The organism is Gaiella sp. (assembly GCF_039915195.1).
Classification (GTDB): Bacteria; Actinomycetota; Thermoleophilia; order Gaiellales; family Gaiellaceae; genus Gaiella.
The window spans coordinates 14,237-30,013 of sequence record NZ_JBDSNT010000109.1 but is presented as its reverse complement, the minus strand read 5'-3'; the positions used below and the strand labels follow the sequence as shown (position 1 = coordinate 30,013).

General features: G+C 66.8%; 14 protein-coding genes. 10 read left to right on the top strand and 4 right to left on the bottom strand.

From position 1 onward, the window contains the following. Positions 1-225: 225 nt before the first annotated feature. The gene (locus tag ABIR74_RS10890; protein ID WP_348177982.1) at positions 226-1,245 is read left to right on the top strand and encodes a GGDEF domain-containing protein; all 1,020 of its coding nucleotides are present in this window, start codon (positions 226-228) and stop codon (positions 1,243-1,245) included. A gap of 359 nt (positions 1,246-1,604) precedes the next feature. Here the strand turns inward: ABIR74_RS10890 and ABIR74_RS10885 are convergent, their stop codons facing one another. Then, positions 1,605-2,051: a hypothetical protein gene (locus tag ABIR74_RS10885; RefSeq protein ID WP_348177980.1), complete on the bottom strand. Its 447-nt coding sequence runs from the start codon at positions 2,049-2,051 to the stop codon at positions 1,605-1,607. A 268-nt stretch (positions 2,052-2,319) separates the two neighbouring features. Between ABIR74_RS10885 and ABIR74_RS10880 the strand changes: the two genes are divergently transcribed. Continuing rightward, a complete protein-coding gene (locus ABIR74_RS10880) occupies positions 2,320-3,054 on the top strand; it encodes an ABC transporter substrate-binding protein (protein WP_348177978.1) in 735 nt (244 codons plus the stop codon). A 60-nt stretch (positions 3,055-3,114) separates the two neighbouring features. Continuing rightward, complete coding sequence (locus tag ABIR74_RS10875; protein ID WP_348177976.1) at positions 3,115-3,354, top strand: DsrE family protein; 240 nt, start codon at positions 3,115-3,117, stop codon at positions 3,352-3,354. 529 nt (positions 3,355-3,883) lie between these two features. On the opposite strand, the gene ABIR74_RS10870 is transcribed toward ABIR74_RS10875, so the two are convergent. Then, positions 3,884-4,288 carry a hypothetical protein gene (locus ABIR74_RS10870; protein ID WP_348177975.1) on the bottom strand — a complete coding sequence of 135 codons (405 nt, stop codon included), beginning with the start codon at positions 4,286-4,288 and terminating at the stop codon, positions 3,884-3,886. Positions 4,289-4,516: 228 nt separating this feature from the next. Next, complete coding sequence (locus ABIR74_RS10865) at positions 4,517-6,502, bottom strand: molybdopterin-dependent oxidoreductase (protein WP_348177986.1); 1,986 nt, start codon at positions 6,500-6,502, stop codon at positions 4,517-4,519. 138 nt (positions 6,503-6,640) lie between these two features. On the opposite strand from ABIR74_RS10865, the gene ABIR74_RS10860 reads away from it, so the two are divergent. The 7 genes from ABIR74_RS10860 (at position 6,641) to ABIR74_RS10830 (ending at position 12,389) form a co-directional block, all read left to right on the top strand. Next, positions 6,641-6,838 carry a hypothetical protein gene (locus tag ABIR74_RS10860; RefSeq protein WP_348177973.1) on the top strand — a complete coding sequence of 66 codons (198 nt, stop codon included), beginning with the start codon at positions 6,641-6,643 and terminating at the stop codon, positions 6,836-6,838. Next, positions 6,835-6,984 carry a hypothetical protein gene (locus ABIR74_RS10855; RefSeq protein ID WP_348177971.1) on the top strand — a complete coding sequence of 50 codons (150 nt, stop codon included), beginning with the start codon at positions 6,835-6,837 and terminating at the stop codon, positions 6,982-6,984. The genes ABIR74_RS10860 and ABIR74_RS10855 overlap by 4 nt, the downstream gene beginning before the upstream one ends. A gap of 22 nt (positions 6,985-7,006) precedes the next feature. Next, entirely contained in the window at positions 7,007-8,434 is a 1,428-nt protein-coding gene (locus ABIR74_RS10850) for an RNB domain-containing ribonuclease (protein ID WP_348177984.1), read from the top strand. Between the two features lie 54 nt (positions 8,435-8,488). Further along, positions 8,489-8,809 (top strand): hypothetical protein, encoded by a 321-nt coding sequence (locus ABIR74_RS10845; RefSeq protein WP_348177969.1) that lies wholly within the window; start codon positions 8,489-8,491, stop codon positions 8,807-8,809. A 95-nt stretch (positions 8,810-8,904) separates the two neighbouring features. After that, the gene (locus ABIR74_RS10840) at positions 8,905-9,765 is read left to right on the top strand and encodes a YihY/virulence factor BrkB family protein (RefSeq protein ID WP_348177967.1); all 861 of its coding nucleotides are present in this window, start codon (positions 8,905-8,907) and stop codon (positions 9,763-9,765) included. A gap of 519 nt (positions 9,766-10,284) precedes the next feature. Next, entirely contained in the window at positions 10,285-11,493 is a 1,209-nt protein-coding gene (locus tag ABIR74_RS10835) for a cupin domain-containing protein (RefSeq protein WP_348177965.1), read from the top strand. After that, positions 11,490-12,389: a sucrase ferredoxin gene (locus ABIR74_RS10830; RefSeq protein ID WP_348177963.1), complete on the top strand. Its 900-nt coding sequence runs from the start codon at positions 11,490-11,492 to the stop codon at positions 12,387-12,389. Before ABIR74_RS10835 ends, ABIR74_RS10830 begins: the two co-directional genes overlap by 4 nt. Positions 12,390-12,502: 113 nt before the next feature. Here ABIR74_RS10830 and ABIR74_RS10825 read toward each other — a convergent pair whose 3' ends face one another. Beyond that, on the bottom strand, positions 12,503-15,775 hold the full coding sequence (locus ABIR74_RS10825; RefSeq protein ID WP_348177961.1) for an adenylate/guanylate cyclase domain-containing protein: 3,273 nt from the start codon (positions 15,773-15,775) through the stop codon (positions 12,503-12,505). Positions 15,776-15,777 lie beyond the last annotated feature (2 nt).

Below are 15,777 nucleotides of genomic sequence, written 5' to 3'. Positions count from 1 at the left end.
TCCACCAAACGGAGGTCGACTGCGATTCCGAGGTCGAGTGCCACCCGCCCGACCAGCTCTCGAGCCAGGGTGTGGTTGGGGCACCCCTGGAAGTAGAGGATCTCGACAGTCGGTGTCGCCACGGAGACGAGGATACCGCTTCTGTATGTCGTTCCTTCCCTCGGTTCAGCCGATGTTCCGGGGCGAGTACTCAAGGCGCCGATGCGGACTGCCGATCTTTGTCGGATGGACGACGATTCTTTGGACGGCGGAGGGATGGTAGGTGTCGGCGGTGAGTTTGTGCCGCTCCGGCGAGGCGGCCCAGAGGAGCTGGTCGACGATCGTTACCTGCTCGATGCGCTGCTCGCGAACACGCCCGACCATGTGTACTTCAAGGACGCACAGAGCCGTTTCCTGAGGATCAGCGACGCTCTGGCCAACTGGCTCGGGCTGTCCGATCCATCAGACGCGATCGGGAAAACCGACTTCGACTACTTCGGGGAAGAGCACTCGCGAAAGGCGTTCGCGGACGAGCAATTACTGATGCAAACCGATCGGCCCCTGGTCGCCATCGAGGAGCAGGAAACCTGGGCTGACGGCCGCCAAACCTGGGTCTCGACCACGAAGGTTCCGCTGCGCGACCGAAACGGCAACGTCGCTGGCGTCTTCGGGATCTCGCGAGACATCACCGAACGCAAACAGGCCGAGGAGCTGCTGCAAGAACAGGCACGGCTGCTCGCTGTTCAGGCTGAAACGCTCGAAGAGCTCGCCAGCCGAGACGAACTCACCGGGCTCTACAACCGACGAGGGCTGGCCACCGTTGGCCCCCAGATGCTCTACGAAGCGCGCCTCGCAGGCAGCACGATCGGCGTCGTGTTTATCGACCTCGACGGCCTCAAGAGCATCAATGACCACTTGGGCCACCACGTAGGCGACCAGGTGCTGCAGGCGGCAGCAGCGATCCTCGCGAAGCAGACCAGGCCAACCGACGTCGTGGCGCGCGTTGGCGGCGACGAGTTCTGCCTCCTCATCCACGACGCCACCGAAGAAACGATCTCGAGTATTACTGCCCGCATCGACGCAGCCATCGCCAACCACAACCAAACCACCGAGACACCTCTCAGCACCCTGTCTCTCAGCCTCGGCAGCCACCTCGCCGACCCAAGCTCCCGAAGGACGATCACCGAGCTCATGGAGCGGGCCGACTCCGCGATGTACGACAGCAAACGCCGCCGGACAGACGACCGTCCCTCAGCGTCGAAGTAGGTGAACGGCGCTTCGACGCGGACGCGTGTGCGGTCATCCGCGTCTATCGCGTCATCGCGCGGCTGCATGCTGGTCGACACAGCTGAACTCCAGCTAGGGCCGCCTAATGGTGTCATTGCCTCACTGAGGCACGCGCAAACCTCGGCCCCTGTGGGGGCGCGCGTAACCCCGTCGGCGCATGCGCGTCAGCATCCGCCTTCCGGCAACATTTCTGAACGATCGCGCAGCCGACGATGGCCGTTCCCGAGCTGTAAGGGCGCCGACCGCACGTACGGGCCGGCGCCCTTCCTGCAAGAGCCACATCACGCAAAGGTGACGTGCCCGGGTTACCAGGTGGAGTGAACTACGTCATACGGGTGTTAGTTCTGAGCCTTGCACTGCGACCCGGCCTGCTCTGGATCGCGGCAGTTCCCACGCCGCTCGAACGTGCCGCTCGCAACGACTGTTCCGCCGATCGTCGTCCGTACCTGCGCCGTCGTGAATCCCGGCAGCGGGAGCTTCTGCTCGCTGCAGGCGAATGCACCACTGTTGGTGGAGACTCCGCTACAGATGAGTCGGCCCGCTGCTCCTGCGCCCGCTCCGGTGACGTAGAACGAGTAGTCGGTGTTGGCCGCCAGGCCGCTGACGGCGACCGTGCCGTTGAACGTTCCTTGCCCCTCGGAGTAGTTGACGACCGCGGTCCCGGTTCCCACACCACTGAGTTCTGCCTTGTTGTTTCCGTTGTGCGCCGCAAGTGCTGTCCCGGTTACGGCAAGAGCTGCGAGCGACAGCAGCGCCACGAGAGACGTCCGACTGATTTTGAGCACAATCTTCCTTTCGTTGGGTTCGCCGCTCATTCGTGCGGCGCGTCGATCCGGTTCACACCTCCCGAACCAGGTGCGGTCGCCGAAGCCCCAACTCACTCGCAGAGGTACCGAGTGTCGCGGCCAGGAGGCGTGGGAGCAGGACCGTTGTGATCTCATGCCCTGAATCAGCAGAAGTCTCCCGGCGCCCCTGGCTGTCGCGCCGGAGCCTGATCTCGTTGAGCGACGCGAAGGGGCGTCGCCTCCCGGCTCGCGACGATACGGTCTCCACATGTCTGCCACCGCATCGCTTCCGTCGCTGGTCGCTCCGGGCCAGCTGACGCTCGGTTGCGCCGACCTCGACGCGCCGCCGCTTTTCTCTCGCGCCGACGCTGCTAGACAAAGGGTCGGCTACGAGCCTGCCGCGGCCGCCCTCGTCTCCGCACGCCTGGGCCTCGAGCTCACCTGGGGCTTCCTCGCCTGGAGCGACTTCTACCCCGCTCTCGCAGACGGCCGCGTCGACGCCGTCTGGTGCGGACAGGCAATCACCGACGAGCGCCGCGCCCGCGCCGACTTCACCCGTCCCTACGCGGTTTTCGACGAGTCGGTCGTCGTTCGCGCCGACGACCCCACCTCGACGCCGGCAGACCTCGAGGGCAAACGAATCGGCGCGATCGCCGACAGCACCAACATGCGTCTCGCCGAAACGTTCCCCGACGTCGAGCTCGTCTCGTTCCCCGGCACAGCCGACGTTTTCGGCGACATGATCGGCGCCCTCCGCGGTGGCGACATAGACGGCTTCGTCGACGACGACGTCGCAATGGTGCCGCTTGACGCGGAGCCCGACCTACGCCTCGCCTTCACCCTGCAAACGCAAAACCAGTGGGGCGTCGCCGTGAGAAAGGGCAACGATCCCCTGGGCCAGGCACTCGACGACGCACTCGCCGGCGTGATCGCCGACGGCACACTCGAGACGGCCTGGTCGCAATGGATCCCCTGGCTCACGTTTCCTCTGCCTGCGGATTGACCGCGCTCGTTCAAAGAGCCCGCGCTTGTGCGATCTCGCCCGCCGTCGTACACTCGAATGATGAAGATCCTCTACCTCACGACGAGTGGCACGAGCGACCCCACTCGGGCATCGCTTCCGCTCCACATCGCAGCCAACGGCTCGGTGGCGGCAGGGCAGGAGTGCGCGCTCGTCCTCGTTGGCGACGCAACCGAGCTCGCCATCTCGACGACGGCCGAACAGGTCGTCGGCGTCGGCGTCCCGCCTGCCAAGGAGCTCTTCCAGAAGCTCCTCGACAACCGCGTTCCCGTGTTCGTCTGAAAGGGTTGCGCCGTCGCCCGTGGGGCGACCGACGAAGACCTAGAGTGGATCCAGGGGACGTGGCTGACGCCACCGGATCTCGCCCGGATGATCGCCGACTACGACCGCGTCATCAGCATGTAGCAACGCGACCGGGAATGCCCGTTGGCTCATCGAATGACCCTCGTGTGGGCGCTAGCGTTCCGCGCCGAGCACCTCACGGTCATCGGCGGAATCGTCTCCTCGCTCCGGTTGCTCGCACGTTGCTCGACATCGACGGTAACTCTCCGGGAGATTTCGCTCGCACGAACGTCAGTGAGCTCTCAGGAGAGAGGTACGCTGACATGAAGAACACGGCCGCCGCCCCTGTCGACTCGACCCGCCCGTCGGTGGCGACGATGACCGCCATCTTGGCGTACCAGGCAACCGCGCCGACGAGCAGCACCACTGGCGCTCATCACTCCCACAACCTCACGCAGACCTCCTCGCGACGCCCCTTCGATCAGCTGCTCCCGTGCGATTTGACGAGTTTCGCGCCGACGTTTCGCAACTACATGTCCATGATGTAGATGACGACCGTTGCGACTATCGCCAGGCAACCCAACGCGAGAGCGACGGAACCGGCATTTCGCTCGGTGCCCCGTAAACGCAGGCCGAGGAGAATCGCAGCGGCTCCCAACACGACCGGCAGGCCAGACCAAAACGCCACAACCGAAACGACAGCGAGAACTCCAACGAGCAAGGCTGCCCTCTTCCCGTTCCATCTCGGAACAACGAGGCCGAAAACGATCGTCGCGCTGACTGCGATGATCGCGAGCACGGCCAGGTACTCACCAAGGCTGTGGTCGGCGTCGTCGCCCCAGGTTCCCCAGGCCGCGAGGCCGGAAGCAACAGCCACGCTCACCAATGCGAAAAGCCCCGTCTCGCCGCGGTCATCAACTGCGGATGTGTTCACACCATCTCCTCTGCCTCACGATTGATTGATCGTGGAATGACTTCCGAAGCCCACCCGAAAGTCCTTCCCGGTCCTCGGACGGCCTGCTACTCGAAGGTCGATCCGCCGGCATCGGACACACCGTTTGGACGACATGATCGCGAGCTGCACGGCAGTAACGCCGAACCTGCTCATTCCGAACTTCAACCAGAAACGGAGCGCCTGCCTACTCGTCCTCACCGACGCCCTTCACGCCGTTGAGGAGAAAGACCCATCCAGCGAGGGCCTAGCGAAGGCCGGCGGTTGCACGGAATTGATGCGAACGAAGGTGTCGTTGTAGGCGGGTTGCCCTCCGGGCGACCATGCGGATGCCGTGAGCAGATTTGCGACCGGGTTACCTTCTGCATCGCCCCACCACTTCCCGGCAAGAGCGACGACGCCGGGGCAGATGTCCTCGGTAATTCGTAGCCAGGCGCGGATCGCTGCGCGTTCATTTGCTATCTCTACCTCCTCTGCGTCAAGGAGGCCACGCATTGCTGCGTCAGCGGCGTGCATCTCGAGCGTCGGCCGCTTCATAGCTGTGCGCTGGCGTCCCATGTTCGCGAAGCTCGAGTTGAGGAAGTAGTGAGATTTCGGCGTCAGCAGCTGCAGCATGTCACCTGCTGGAGCGCTCGCTGGGAGCGGCACCTCGCCCGCGATCGTCAGCCGGGCTGAACCGTCCCCGAACGCGGGCGGTGGAGGAGTCGTCTTGTACCACCCGTTCTCGCGGAGCGTGGAGAGTCCGATGCCATCTGGCAGCGCCGTCTCGGCTATCTCCTCGTCGCTTTCGCGGAACGCCGGATGATCGAGTCCGAGGCGTGGCGCCAGGCGGCGCATGATCTCGCCGTGCGACAGTGCCTCTCCTTGCGGGGGAACAGCAGGCTCGTTCAGCGAGATATAGTGGTGACCCCAAGCGCCGACGATGTCGAAGTGCTCGAGTTGGGTCGTCGAAGGGAGAACGACATCGGCGTAACGGGCTGTGTCAGTGAGGAAGTGCTCAACGACGACGGTCAGGAGGTCTTCTCTGGCGAGCCCCTCGCGCACGCGCACCGAGTCGGGCTGGGTGACCGCGGGGTTGTGGTTCCAGACCATCAGTGCCCGAATCGGTGGCTCGAGTGCAATGCTGGTCAGCTGCTCGCCAAGGCGCGCCATGTCCAGGCTGCGCGTCTCGCGCGGCAGGAGGTCCGGCCGAGCAGCCGATGCCTCGCTGAGGACGGGATTCGCCTCTATGAACAGACCGCCTCCCCGATGACGCCAGTGGCCGCCTACGATCGCGAGTGCGGCCAGCGCGCGAACGAACGACTCTCCCGCACGCGTCTGTTGCGGCGCGATGCCGCAGCGGATCGTCGCAGGGTGGGCGGCTCCATACTCACGAGCAAGCCTGACCACGACGTCGGCCTCGACGCCACAAACAGCCGAAACCCGCTCCGGTGTCCAGGGCACCACCTGCTCGCGAAACGCGTCCAGGTCTACGACGGCTGATCGCGCGAACGCGACATCAGCCAACTCCTCAGCAAAGAGAACGTGTGCGATGCCGGCGGCCAGGACGGCGTCGCTACCCGGTTTCAACATCACGTGCTCGTCACAGGCACGTGCGGTTCGCGTTCGGATCGGATCGATGCAGACGATCCGGGCGCCGCTCTGGCGGCGTGCCCGATCCACGAAGTGCCAGTGGTGATGGCTCGTCGAGAGGAGGTTCGCGCCCCACAACAAGACGAGGCGGCTGTGAACGATCTCTTCCGGATCAAAGCCACGCGGATGCCCCTCCTCGGCGAGCACATTTCCGGCGGCACCGCAGATGCTTCCGTGGAGCCTCGACGCCCCGAGGGCATGGAAGATTCGCATCAGGGCGCGGCGCTGGACAACCCCCATCGAGCCGAGGTAGTTGAGCGGCAGGATCGCCTCCGCCCCCGATTCGTCGATGATCGCGAGGAACCCGCTGGCGATGAAGTCGAGCGCCTCATCCCACGAGATCCGATCGAACTCACCTGATCCTTTCGGCCCGCTCCGGCGCAGCGGATGAAGAAGACGATCCGGCGCGTAGACACGCTGCTCGTAATCGTTGACCTTCGCGCACAACGCGCCGCGGGTGAACGGGTGATCCTTCGCGCCCTCCACCCTCACCACCCGCCCCTCCTCGACATGCGCGACCCAAGAGCATGTGTCCTGACAATCGAGCGGGCAACAACCCCGCACACGCCGAGAACCCGCCGCAGATTGCACAACAGTCACGTGCCTCCCTCCCGTAGACCAGTGACTTTAAAACACCGAGGCGACGTTTCCTAGCGGCGGATCGGGGTATCACACTCATTCCCCTACGAAGGAGACGACGAGATGACGGACAACGAGCGCGCAGCATCGGACGAGCCGATGGTGGCCGACCCCGAGAGGGCCGGCGCCACGGAGCAGACCGGGGGGTCGGGGACGGGCACGCCGGGAAGCTCGAACATCGCAGGCCAGAAGGACACCGGCTCCGGAGGGGCCAGCCAGGGAACGACCGGGACCAGCGGGCGAGAAGGGAGCTCACGGTGAAGCTCGGTCGACTCGTGCCTCTCGCGCTCGCCGGGCTCGCAGCGTGGAGACGCCTTTCACCGCACCAGAAGACGAAGGTTCGGACGACTATCTCCGATCTCGTCGACCGGGTGAGAGGCCGGGGAGCGCACGGCGTGAACCCGTAGTGCGCTCCAGGGTGACCGGGTGATGCAGAGACGACTCCACCTTCCGCGGCCAGACGACGCAGCGATACACGCTGCGTTTGCCAACCTGCGCGACGAATTGGACGTGTCGTTCGACTTCTCCGGGCCGGTGCTCGCAGACGCGAAGGCAGCGGTTGGCGCGCCCCGCTTGCCCGTCGTCGACGAGACGCACATCCCGTTTCTCACGATCGACCCGCCGGAGTCACGTGACCTCGATCAGGCACTGCACCTCGAGCGGCGTGGCAGCGGCTATCGGGTGCGGTACGCAATCGCGGACGTCGCCGCGTTCGTGACTGCCGCCGAACCGATGGACGTCGAGGCGCACATCAGAGGGCAGACCCTCTACGCGCCGGACGGAAACGCGAGGCTGTACCCTCCGACGCTCTCGGAGGACGCCGGTAGCCTGCTGCCGGACGAGGTCAGGCCGGCGCTCGTCTGGGAGATGAACCTGGACGCGACGGGCGAAGGAACGTCCGCGAACGTTCGCCGTGCCCTCGTTCGCAGCCGTGCAAAGCTCGACTACGCGAGCGTGCAGCGATCGCTCGATGCCGGATCGGCGGAGGAGCCGCTTCGGTTGCTGCGCGAGGTCGGCCGCCTGCGTCAGAGTCGAGAGGCGCGACGAGGCGGAATCAACCTGCCGATCCCCGATCAGGTAGTGGAACACGACGTCGATGGATACCACCTCGCGTTCCGTGCCCTGCTGCCGGTCGAGGGCTGGAACGCACAGATCTCATTGCTCACCGGGATGGCCGCCGCGAACCTGATGCTCGGCGCGGGCATCGGGCTGCTCCGTACGTTGCCGGTGGCCGAGAAGCGCGATGTCGAGCGCTTGCGACGGACGGCGAAAGCGCTCGGAGTCGAATGGAGCAGGGCGGTGCCCTACGCGGAGTTCATCCGGACGCTCGATGCAACGCGCGCCGAGCAGGCGGCAGTTCTGTCCGAGTCGACTCTTCTCCTCCGCGGTGCGGGCTACCTGGCCTTCGACGGCAAGGCACCAACTCACGCCGAGCACTCGGGCGTCGCCTCGACATACGCGCATGCGACCGCTCCGCTCCGTCGCCTCGCCGATCGCTATGTGGGCGAGGTGTGTGTCGCGGTCTCGGCGGGCAAGCCGGTTCCTGAGTGGGTACGTGCTGCACTCCCTGGCCTGCCGGAAACGATGGCCAGGTCGAACCGGCGGGCGCAGCAGTACGAGGGCGGCATCATCTCGGTGGTCGAAGCGGCTGTGCTCGAGCCAAGCGTCGGACGGATGTTCGACGCGGTCGTCGTCGATGTCGACGAGAATGACGACGCCGGCACCGTGCAGCTTCAGGAACCCGCAGTCACTGCGCGCTGCGAGGGCAAGAACCTGCCGCTCGGGGAGCGAGTCGTTGTTCGGCTCGAGGTGGCAGATGTCGCGAAGCGTCAAGTCCGGTTCGTGCTCGCAGAGTAGACCTCGACCTACCAGGGTATGACCCTGGGAGAAAGCGAAGAAGGGAGCGGAACGATGGTTACCGAAAGCGGCGACCCTCACGCGATCGAGACAGCTCTCGTCGGCGAGGACGAGTACCAGGCGCCTCCGCGGGAGGATAGCCAGCCGCAGCGAAACAGCGATGATGACGGCGCGCTTCAACGATCAGAGGATCGGGCGCCCGAGCCGCCGATCGACATCAATCTGCTCGAGTCGCAACAGCAGAAGCCGGGTCTCCAGACTCTGGAGACGATCGTCGTCGATCCAAGCGAGAAGAAGGAGTTCACCGTCTCCGGGCCCGACGAGGAGACGCAACCGGGCGGTTCGCGAGCAGTGCCGCCGGGCGAGTCGATGTAGGCGCGCCGGGCAGCTTCGAGATGACAGCAGCGACCTCGCGCGCGTCCACGTCGGCACCTTCCGGTACTTCCGGGTGGGCTGCAGACACTTGGATCGTGCTCCGACGCGCGGTCGTCGGAGCGCGAAGGAACCGGGTCAGCACGACGGCTCAGGCGCTCGCCTATTCACTGTTCCTCGCGATCCCCGCCGCACTGCTCGTCGTGCTCGGCGTCTTCTCGCTCGTTGCGAGCGCCGGAGATGTCGACCGCCTGCTCCAACGCGCGAGCGCAGTGATGCCCGCGGAGGCGACGACGCTACTCGGAGACAGTCTCCGCCGATCGGCCGAATCCCCCCGCGCCGGTGTTGCGATGACTGCGATCGGTGCCGCCCTCGCCCTGTGGACGACCTCGTCGGCCGCCACGACGCTGATGCAGGGCATCACGACCGCGTTCGACCACGATGACGAACGCGGCTTCCTGCACAAGCGAGTGGTTGCCCTCGTCATCGTCGTCTGTCTCGTCGGTGCCGCGGCACTCGTCGGCGCACTGCTCGTGCTCGGGCCGTACCTGGAGCGGTGGATCGGCGACGCAAGTGGCCAACCGAGCCTCGTGGCGTGGGCCTGGTGGACGGCCCAGTGGCCGATTCTCGTGCTGGGTCTTCTCCTCGCCTTCGCGGTCCTGCTGTACCTCGGCCCGGACGCCGACCAGCCGAACTGGCTGCTGGTCACGCCCGGCGCGGGAGCATCGGTCGTGATCTGGCTCGTCGCCTCGGGAGGCTTCGCGATCTACTCGGCCAACTTCGGCTCCTACAACAAGACGTGGGGCACGCTCTCTGCAGTCGTCGTGATGCTGATCTGGCTGTGGCTGACGAGCGCGGCTCTCCTCTTCGGCGCCGAGGTCAACGCGCAGGCGCAACGCCTGGCCTCCGAGCGGTCAGCCCCGATCGATTCTGCCCGCGAGCGGATCGAACCCGCCTGACTGCCGGCCAAGGTTTCGGCCGTGATCGAACGACGGGGAGTGGGCTGAGCAGGTCGGCGTGGCTTCGGGCGAGCGCCGCCGCTGCTCCGTCACGGTCTGGCCCTCGATTCGTGGGTCCGTGGTTGCTACCGGAGCGAGGTTTGTCCGGTTCTGCGACTGGGTAGATCAAAGGTCCGGTGATTGCCGGTCAAATCCACGACGGCGGAGGTTCGCGATGACTGAGGATGCGACGACTGAGGACGCAATGACTGAGGAGACGCGCGAAGGACACGGCGCCGCCGATGGTGGAGCGGGTGTTGGCGATGACGGAGGTGCCGATGGAGGCGCCGACGGAGGCGCTGACGAGGGTCACGGGCCGGCCGACGGCGGAGCCGGGTCTGGACACGACGGAGGTGCCGACGGGGGTGCGAGCTCAGATGGTGGAGCTGACGGTGGCGCTGACGGCGGGGCGACTCGCTGACCATCGCGGACGTGCAGGCGGGTCGGACGGGCCTCCACGGACGTCCGACCCTACGACGATTGATCGCCATCTCAGAGGAGCGGTTCGCCGCCGATTTCTGGGGCACCGCGCCGCTTCTGACGCGCCGTTCCAAGCACGAACGAGGTCTCGATGATCTGTTCTCTGCTGAGGGTGCCGACGAGATCCTCTCGATGCGCGGTCTGCGTACTCCCTTCGTTCGCGTAGCCAAGGACGGCGTCATCGTTGACTCGTCGCGCTATACCGGCCCCGGAGGAGTCGGTGCTGCCGTCGGCGATCAGGTCCTCGACGAACGGATCCTCGACCTGTTCGCGTCGGGACACACCATCGTCCTGCAAGCACTGCACCGGTTCTGGCCCCCGCTCATGGCTCTCGCGGGAACGCTGAGCGCCGAGCTGGGACACCCTGTTCAGATCAACGCCTACATCACTCCCGAGCAGTCACGAGGGTTCGCCGCACACTACGACGTCCATGACGTGTTCGTCCTCCAGATCGCGGGCTCGAAGCGCTGGATCGTTCACGACCCTGTCCACCCGCATCCCCTTCGCGACCAACCGTGGACGCAGCACCGCTCCGCTGTCGAGTCGCGCGCAAAGACGGCCCCCCGAGACGAGTCAGTCCTCGAAGCCGGAGACGTTCTGTACCTCCCTCGCGGCTTCATTCATTCAGCGGACGCGCTAGCTGGTGTGTCGATTCACCTGACGGTAGGTATCCATAACCACACCCGCCACGATCTGACGCGCGCATTGCTCGAACTCGCGGCCGATGATCCGAGGCTACGCCGTGCGTTGCCGATGGGCGTCGATGTGCGCGACCCCGATCAGCTGGAAACCGATCTCGCTTCGACGGTCGAGGCCCTTGCAGAACTGATCAGGGAGATCTCGCCAGCCGACGTGGCACGAGTGATGGAGCGTCGCGACCGGGGCAGCAGCCGACCCTCCCCACTCCGCCCCCTCGCGCAGGCAAAGGCGCTCGACACGCTCGGCGCAGACACGCGCATCCGCCTGCGACCGCAGCAGCGAGCAAAGCTCTCTGCCGGTGGCACGGATTTGACCCTAACGCACAGTGGAGGAACTCTGAGCTTCGGGCTCGACCACGCCGAAGCGTTGCGGGCCGTGCTCCATTCGGGCACCGAGATCGGGATCGACGAGATCCCCGGGTTGACTAACCGGCAAAGGCTCGAGCTCGTCGAGCTGCTGATGCGCGAAGGAATCCTGGTCGCCGACACATCGCCGTCGCCTGAGCGATGAGCCCCGACAAGGGAGCCAGTCGGCTGCGGTGTTCGTTCGCCGCCGACGAACGCGGAGATCAGCTCGCCGGCACGGCTGCCCACGCGAGAGGGTTCCTGCTGATCGAGTCGCCCGGTGCATGGGGACCGAACGCACTGAGTGAATCTCGGCTCGACCCGGAGATCGCATCGATTGTGGCGACACGCGCGGCCGCCGTCTCGTATCGCGTTCTCCTCATCAAGAGGCCAGGACGATCGCAGGCGAATCCCCGACGCCGGTGGTTCGTTATCGACTCCTCGCCTGGTGCAGAAGCGGTGATCGAGGGCTCGTACGCCTCCGACCGCGACTTGCTCGACATCCCGCTCGACGCTGGGAGGGGCGACGGGACGCTCCCGACGATGTATCTCGTCTGCACTCATGGGCGCCACGACGCGTGCTGCGCTCTGCGCGGCAGGGCGGTAGCTGCGAGCCTCGTCGAGCAACGGCCAGACCTCGTCTGGGAGTGCTCACACATTGGTGGAGACAGATTCGCACCGAACGTGCTCGTGCTTCCACAAGGTCTCTACTACGGTCGCGTCCAACCCTCACGTTCACCCGACCTCATCGAATCCCACGAGCGATCCGAGGTCGTCGTCGATCTCCTCCGGGGACGTGCGGCATTCCGTCCGGTCGTCCAAGCCGCACAACACTTCGCGAGGATCGAGAACGGCAGCCGGTCGATCACCGACCTCGAGCCGCTCTGGGTGAGGGGAACGGGAACAGGTGAGATCAGAGTCGACCTCGCCCACCGTGAGGGGACACTGAGCGTCACGGTCCGCGCGGTAGCCGGAGAAACCGCCGGGCTCCTGACCTGTAAGGCGACGCATCCGATGCACCCACCTTCCTTCGCTCTGCAAGCGATCGACACTCAGCATTGACGGTGTCGTGACCCGCTCGGGAAGCGCCGAGCAACAGTCCCGCCGCCGAGGAGGCGGCGAAAGTCGTCAACCTAGCGAGCGCGTGTCGAACCTCGGCTGGCCACAGCCCGCACTCAGTCCAGGATGCCGAGCCGACTCTCGATCGCGGCCGCCTCGTCGAGCAGCGCTCCGTCTGCTCGGCCGATCGACTCGAGTGTCCGGATCGCCCGCGCCCGCCACCACGGGGCCCGATCGTCGAGCGCTGAGAGCGCGCGGCGGGCATGGAGCTCTGCTGCAGCCAGATCGCCCCGGGCGGACGAGAGGTGGGCGCGAAGGGTCGCCTCGGTCGCGCGAGCCAGCGCCGAGCCACCGTGTGCGAGCCGTCCTGCCATCAGATCGAGAGCGGTAGCGACGCTGTCGAGCTTCCCGGCGTCGATCCAGGCGAGGACGACTGTCTCGATTCCCGCAAGCCAGCTCGGGCCGCCGTGCTCGAGCTCGAACGATGCCAGCCGCTCGGTCACATCCGGGACGACGGATGCCTCGAGGCCTGCCGCTGCGAGATGGAGGTGTGCCGCGGTCGTGATGATTCGTGCGTAGGGAGAGTCGGGCTCTCGCCCCCGGCGCGCCGCGAACCTCGCGTGCGCCCGCTCGGTGACGTCGTGTCGGCCAAGTGTCGTCGCGATCGGGAGCAGCACGAACCAGGAACGGACGACGACCCGGTGGAAGCCGTGGCTTTCGCCCACCTCGACGGCTCGGAGCCCCGCCACGAGTGCCTTATCCCACGATCCCTCGACGAAGTACGCTTCGGCGCGTCCGTAGTCGCACCACGCGGCATCCTCGACGAGACCGCGCGCGGCAGCCAGTTCGGCGCAGGCCTCGAAGCACAGGAGGGCGCCTTTCGGGTTGTCGTCGATCAGAAAGCTGCCCTGGATGCGCATCGCCGCGGCAACCGACGTCCAGCGACCTTGCTCGCGACCGAGCTCCTCGATTCGCTGCCATGATGCGAGGGCGGTGTCAGCGCCCCGCTCGGCCGCGATCTGCGCGAGGAGCTGCTCGACGTCGAGCTCGAGTGCGCGGTCGCCCGCAGCACGTGCCAGGTCGAGTGCGGCGCGAGCATCTTGACTGGCCTCGTCGAACGCCTCGCTGGCGTTCAGGATCGACACAGCCCGCAACACGAGCAATCGCGCGCGCGAGGCGGCGTCGGCATCGGGGCCGATCTCGCGAAGTAGGTCGTCGGCGAGCAGGCGAGCCTCGGCAAAGCGGGTCTGAGCCCGAAGCAGATCTCCGAGCATCCGGCCCACCAGACCGATGCCGGCCGCTGCCGCCTCCGGATCGAGCGGCGCCGCCTCCCGGTACGAGGCCAGGGCCTCATCGAGCTGCTCCATGGCAGCGTCCGCGCCGAGAGTGTTGATCGTCGCCTCGGCGAGCAGTCTCAACCGCCGCCCGCGTGTCGCCCCTTGGACGTCGTCGCCGAGTGACCTCGCCGCGAGCTCGCGGGCGCTCTCCCAGGCGGCGACCCGAAGCGCTGCCTCGGCCGCGCGCTCGAACCATCCCGCTGCGAGAGCACGAACGTCTTCGAGGGAGCGTCCGTCGACCTCCCGCACGAGCGCCGGAGCGCTGTCTGCTGCCGTCGAGTAGTGGCGAGCGATGACTTCGGCCAACGACGATGCCGCGTCGTCAGGCAACGACGTCAACCAGTCGGCCAGCCGACAATGGAGGACGGCGCGCTCCCCCTTCGACAGACTCGCGTAGCCGGCGTCCCGGAGCAGAGCATGTCGGTAGACGAACGTCGCGCCGAGGGCGTCGTCGTGCAACGGCCCTTCGACGAGGGCCCGTCGCACGAGCGCTTCCAATGCTTCGTCGGCATCGGTGACGCCGAGTGGGTCGAAAGCAGCCCGTGGGAAGCGCCGCCCCGCAACGGCGGCCCTCCGCGCTGCGCGGCGGGCCGCCGTCGGGAGGTCGTCGAGCTGACCGGCATAGATCGCGTGGACGGTGGGTGGCAGCTCGACGGACTCGGGCTCAGCGGCCAGCAGCCAGCCGCGATCGCCTCCGCTAGCCAGCACGCCGCTGCCCACCCACATCCGCAGCAGCTCCTCGACGAAGAGCGGGTTGCCGCCCGCATGCCGGACGATCCGCTGGACGAGTTCGGGCGGGAGCGCGTCGCCGACGAGCTCCCGAATCAGATCTGCGGTCGACGTTTCGGCAAGCGGAGCCAGATCGAGCAAGTCCGCGGCGGCGCACCAGGCAGGGGCGGTGTCCAGGAGCAGCGGCCGGGCCGTCACAACGATCAGGCGGTCTTCGTCTCTCGCCTCGTGGCGGCTGGCCTCGAGGAACGCGAGCAGATCGGGGGACGCCCAGTGCACGTCTTCCACGAGCCAGACGGACGGCCGCAGCCGGGCGAGCGCGTCGAGACTCTCCCGCCAGGCCGTGAAGAGGGAGCCCCGCTCCTGCTGCCCCTCGTCCGGCGCCACCGCCGCGGAGGCGAACAACGTGCCCACGGCGTCGACGAGCGCCTCCGCCCGTCCGGGTGCGAGGTGCCGGGCATGCTCTCGGAGTACGTCCTTGTCGCGTCCTCCGGCTGCTTCGACGAGCTGCGCGATCGGCTCGTACGGCCCGAGAGCGTCCGGCCGCAGGCGCGCCTTCAGCACCTGAGCGCCTCGTTCAGCGGCGCGCGCTTCGAACTCGGCCAGAAGTCGGCTCTTGCCGACCCCGGGTGGCGCGATGACGAGCACGAGGCGGGCGCCGTCGCCGACTGCTCGGCCGAGCCGCTCGAGCTCGGCCGCGCGGCCGAGCATGGGGGCCCACAGGCTTCCGAGGGCCCTCTCGCGTGACCGCTCGGGATAGAAACCGCTTGCGCGAGAGGCGCGAACGGGCGCCGCCTTGCCCTTCAACGCGAGCGGCTGGAGCGGTTCCAGCCGGACGCTCTCGGCGACGGAGAGGGCGGTCAGCTCGCCAACGACCACCGTCCCGGGCTCGGCAGCCGCTTGCAGACGAGCGGCCACGTTCACGATGTCACCCGTCACCGGCCCTCGCTCGGCGGTCGCCTCCCCGTAGAGCGTCTCGCCGCTGTTGATGCCCACCCGCAGCCGGAGTGCGCCGTCGTCGAGCCCGAGTGTTCCGGCGAGCCGCTCCACGGCCGAGACGAGAGCGAGGCCAGCCCGTACAGCGCGCTCGGCGTCGTCGTCGCGCGACCGTGGAGCGCCGAACACGGCCATCGCAGCATCCCCGATGAACTTCTCCAGCTGACCGCCGTGGCGGGAGATCGTCTCCCGTACCGCGTCGAAATAGGCGTCCTGGACGAGGGCGACGTCCTCCGAGTCGAGTTGCTCCGAGAGCGTGGTGAAACCGACGAGATCGGTGAACAGCACCGTGACGATCCGGCGCTCGACGGATCGAGACGCGGCCATCA

Coding starts and splice junctions, on each gene's coding strand:
- ABIR74_RS10890 (WP_348177982.1), top strand. CDS start 226: ATGGACGACGATTCTTTGGACGGCGGAGGGATGGTAGGTGTCGGCGGT.
- ABIR74_RS10880 (WP_348177978.1), top strand. CDS start 2,320: ATGTCTGCCACCGCATCGCTTCCGTCGCTGGTCGCTCCGGGCCAGCTG.
- ABIR74_RS10875 (WP_348177976.1), top strand. CDS start 3,115: ATGAAGATCCTCTACCTCACGACGAGTGGCACGAGCGACCCCACTCGG.
- ABIR74_RS10860 (WP_348177973.1), top strand. CDS start 6,641: ATGACGGACAACGAGCGCGCAGCATCGGACGAGCCGATGGTGGCCGAC.
- ABIR74_RS10850 (WP_348177984.1), top strand. CDS start 7,007: ATGCAGAGACGACTCCACCTTCCGCGGCCAGACGACGCAGCGATACAC.
- ABIR74_RS10845 (WP_348177969.1), top strand. CDS start 8,489: ATGGTTACCGAAAGCGGCGACCCTCACGCGATCGAGACAGCTCTCGTC.
- ABIR74_RS10830 (WP_348177963.1), top strand. CDS start 11,490: ATGAGCCCCGACAAGGGAGCCAGTCGGCTGCGGTGTTCGTTCGCCGCC.
- ABIR74_RS10825 (WP_348177961.1), bottom strand. CDS start 15,775: ATGGCCGCGTCTCGATCCGTCGAGCGCCGGATCGTCACGGTGCTGTTC.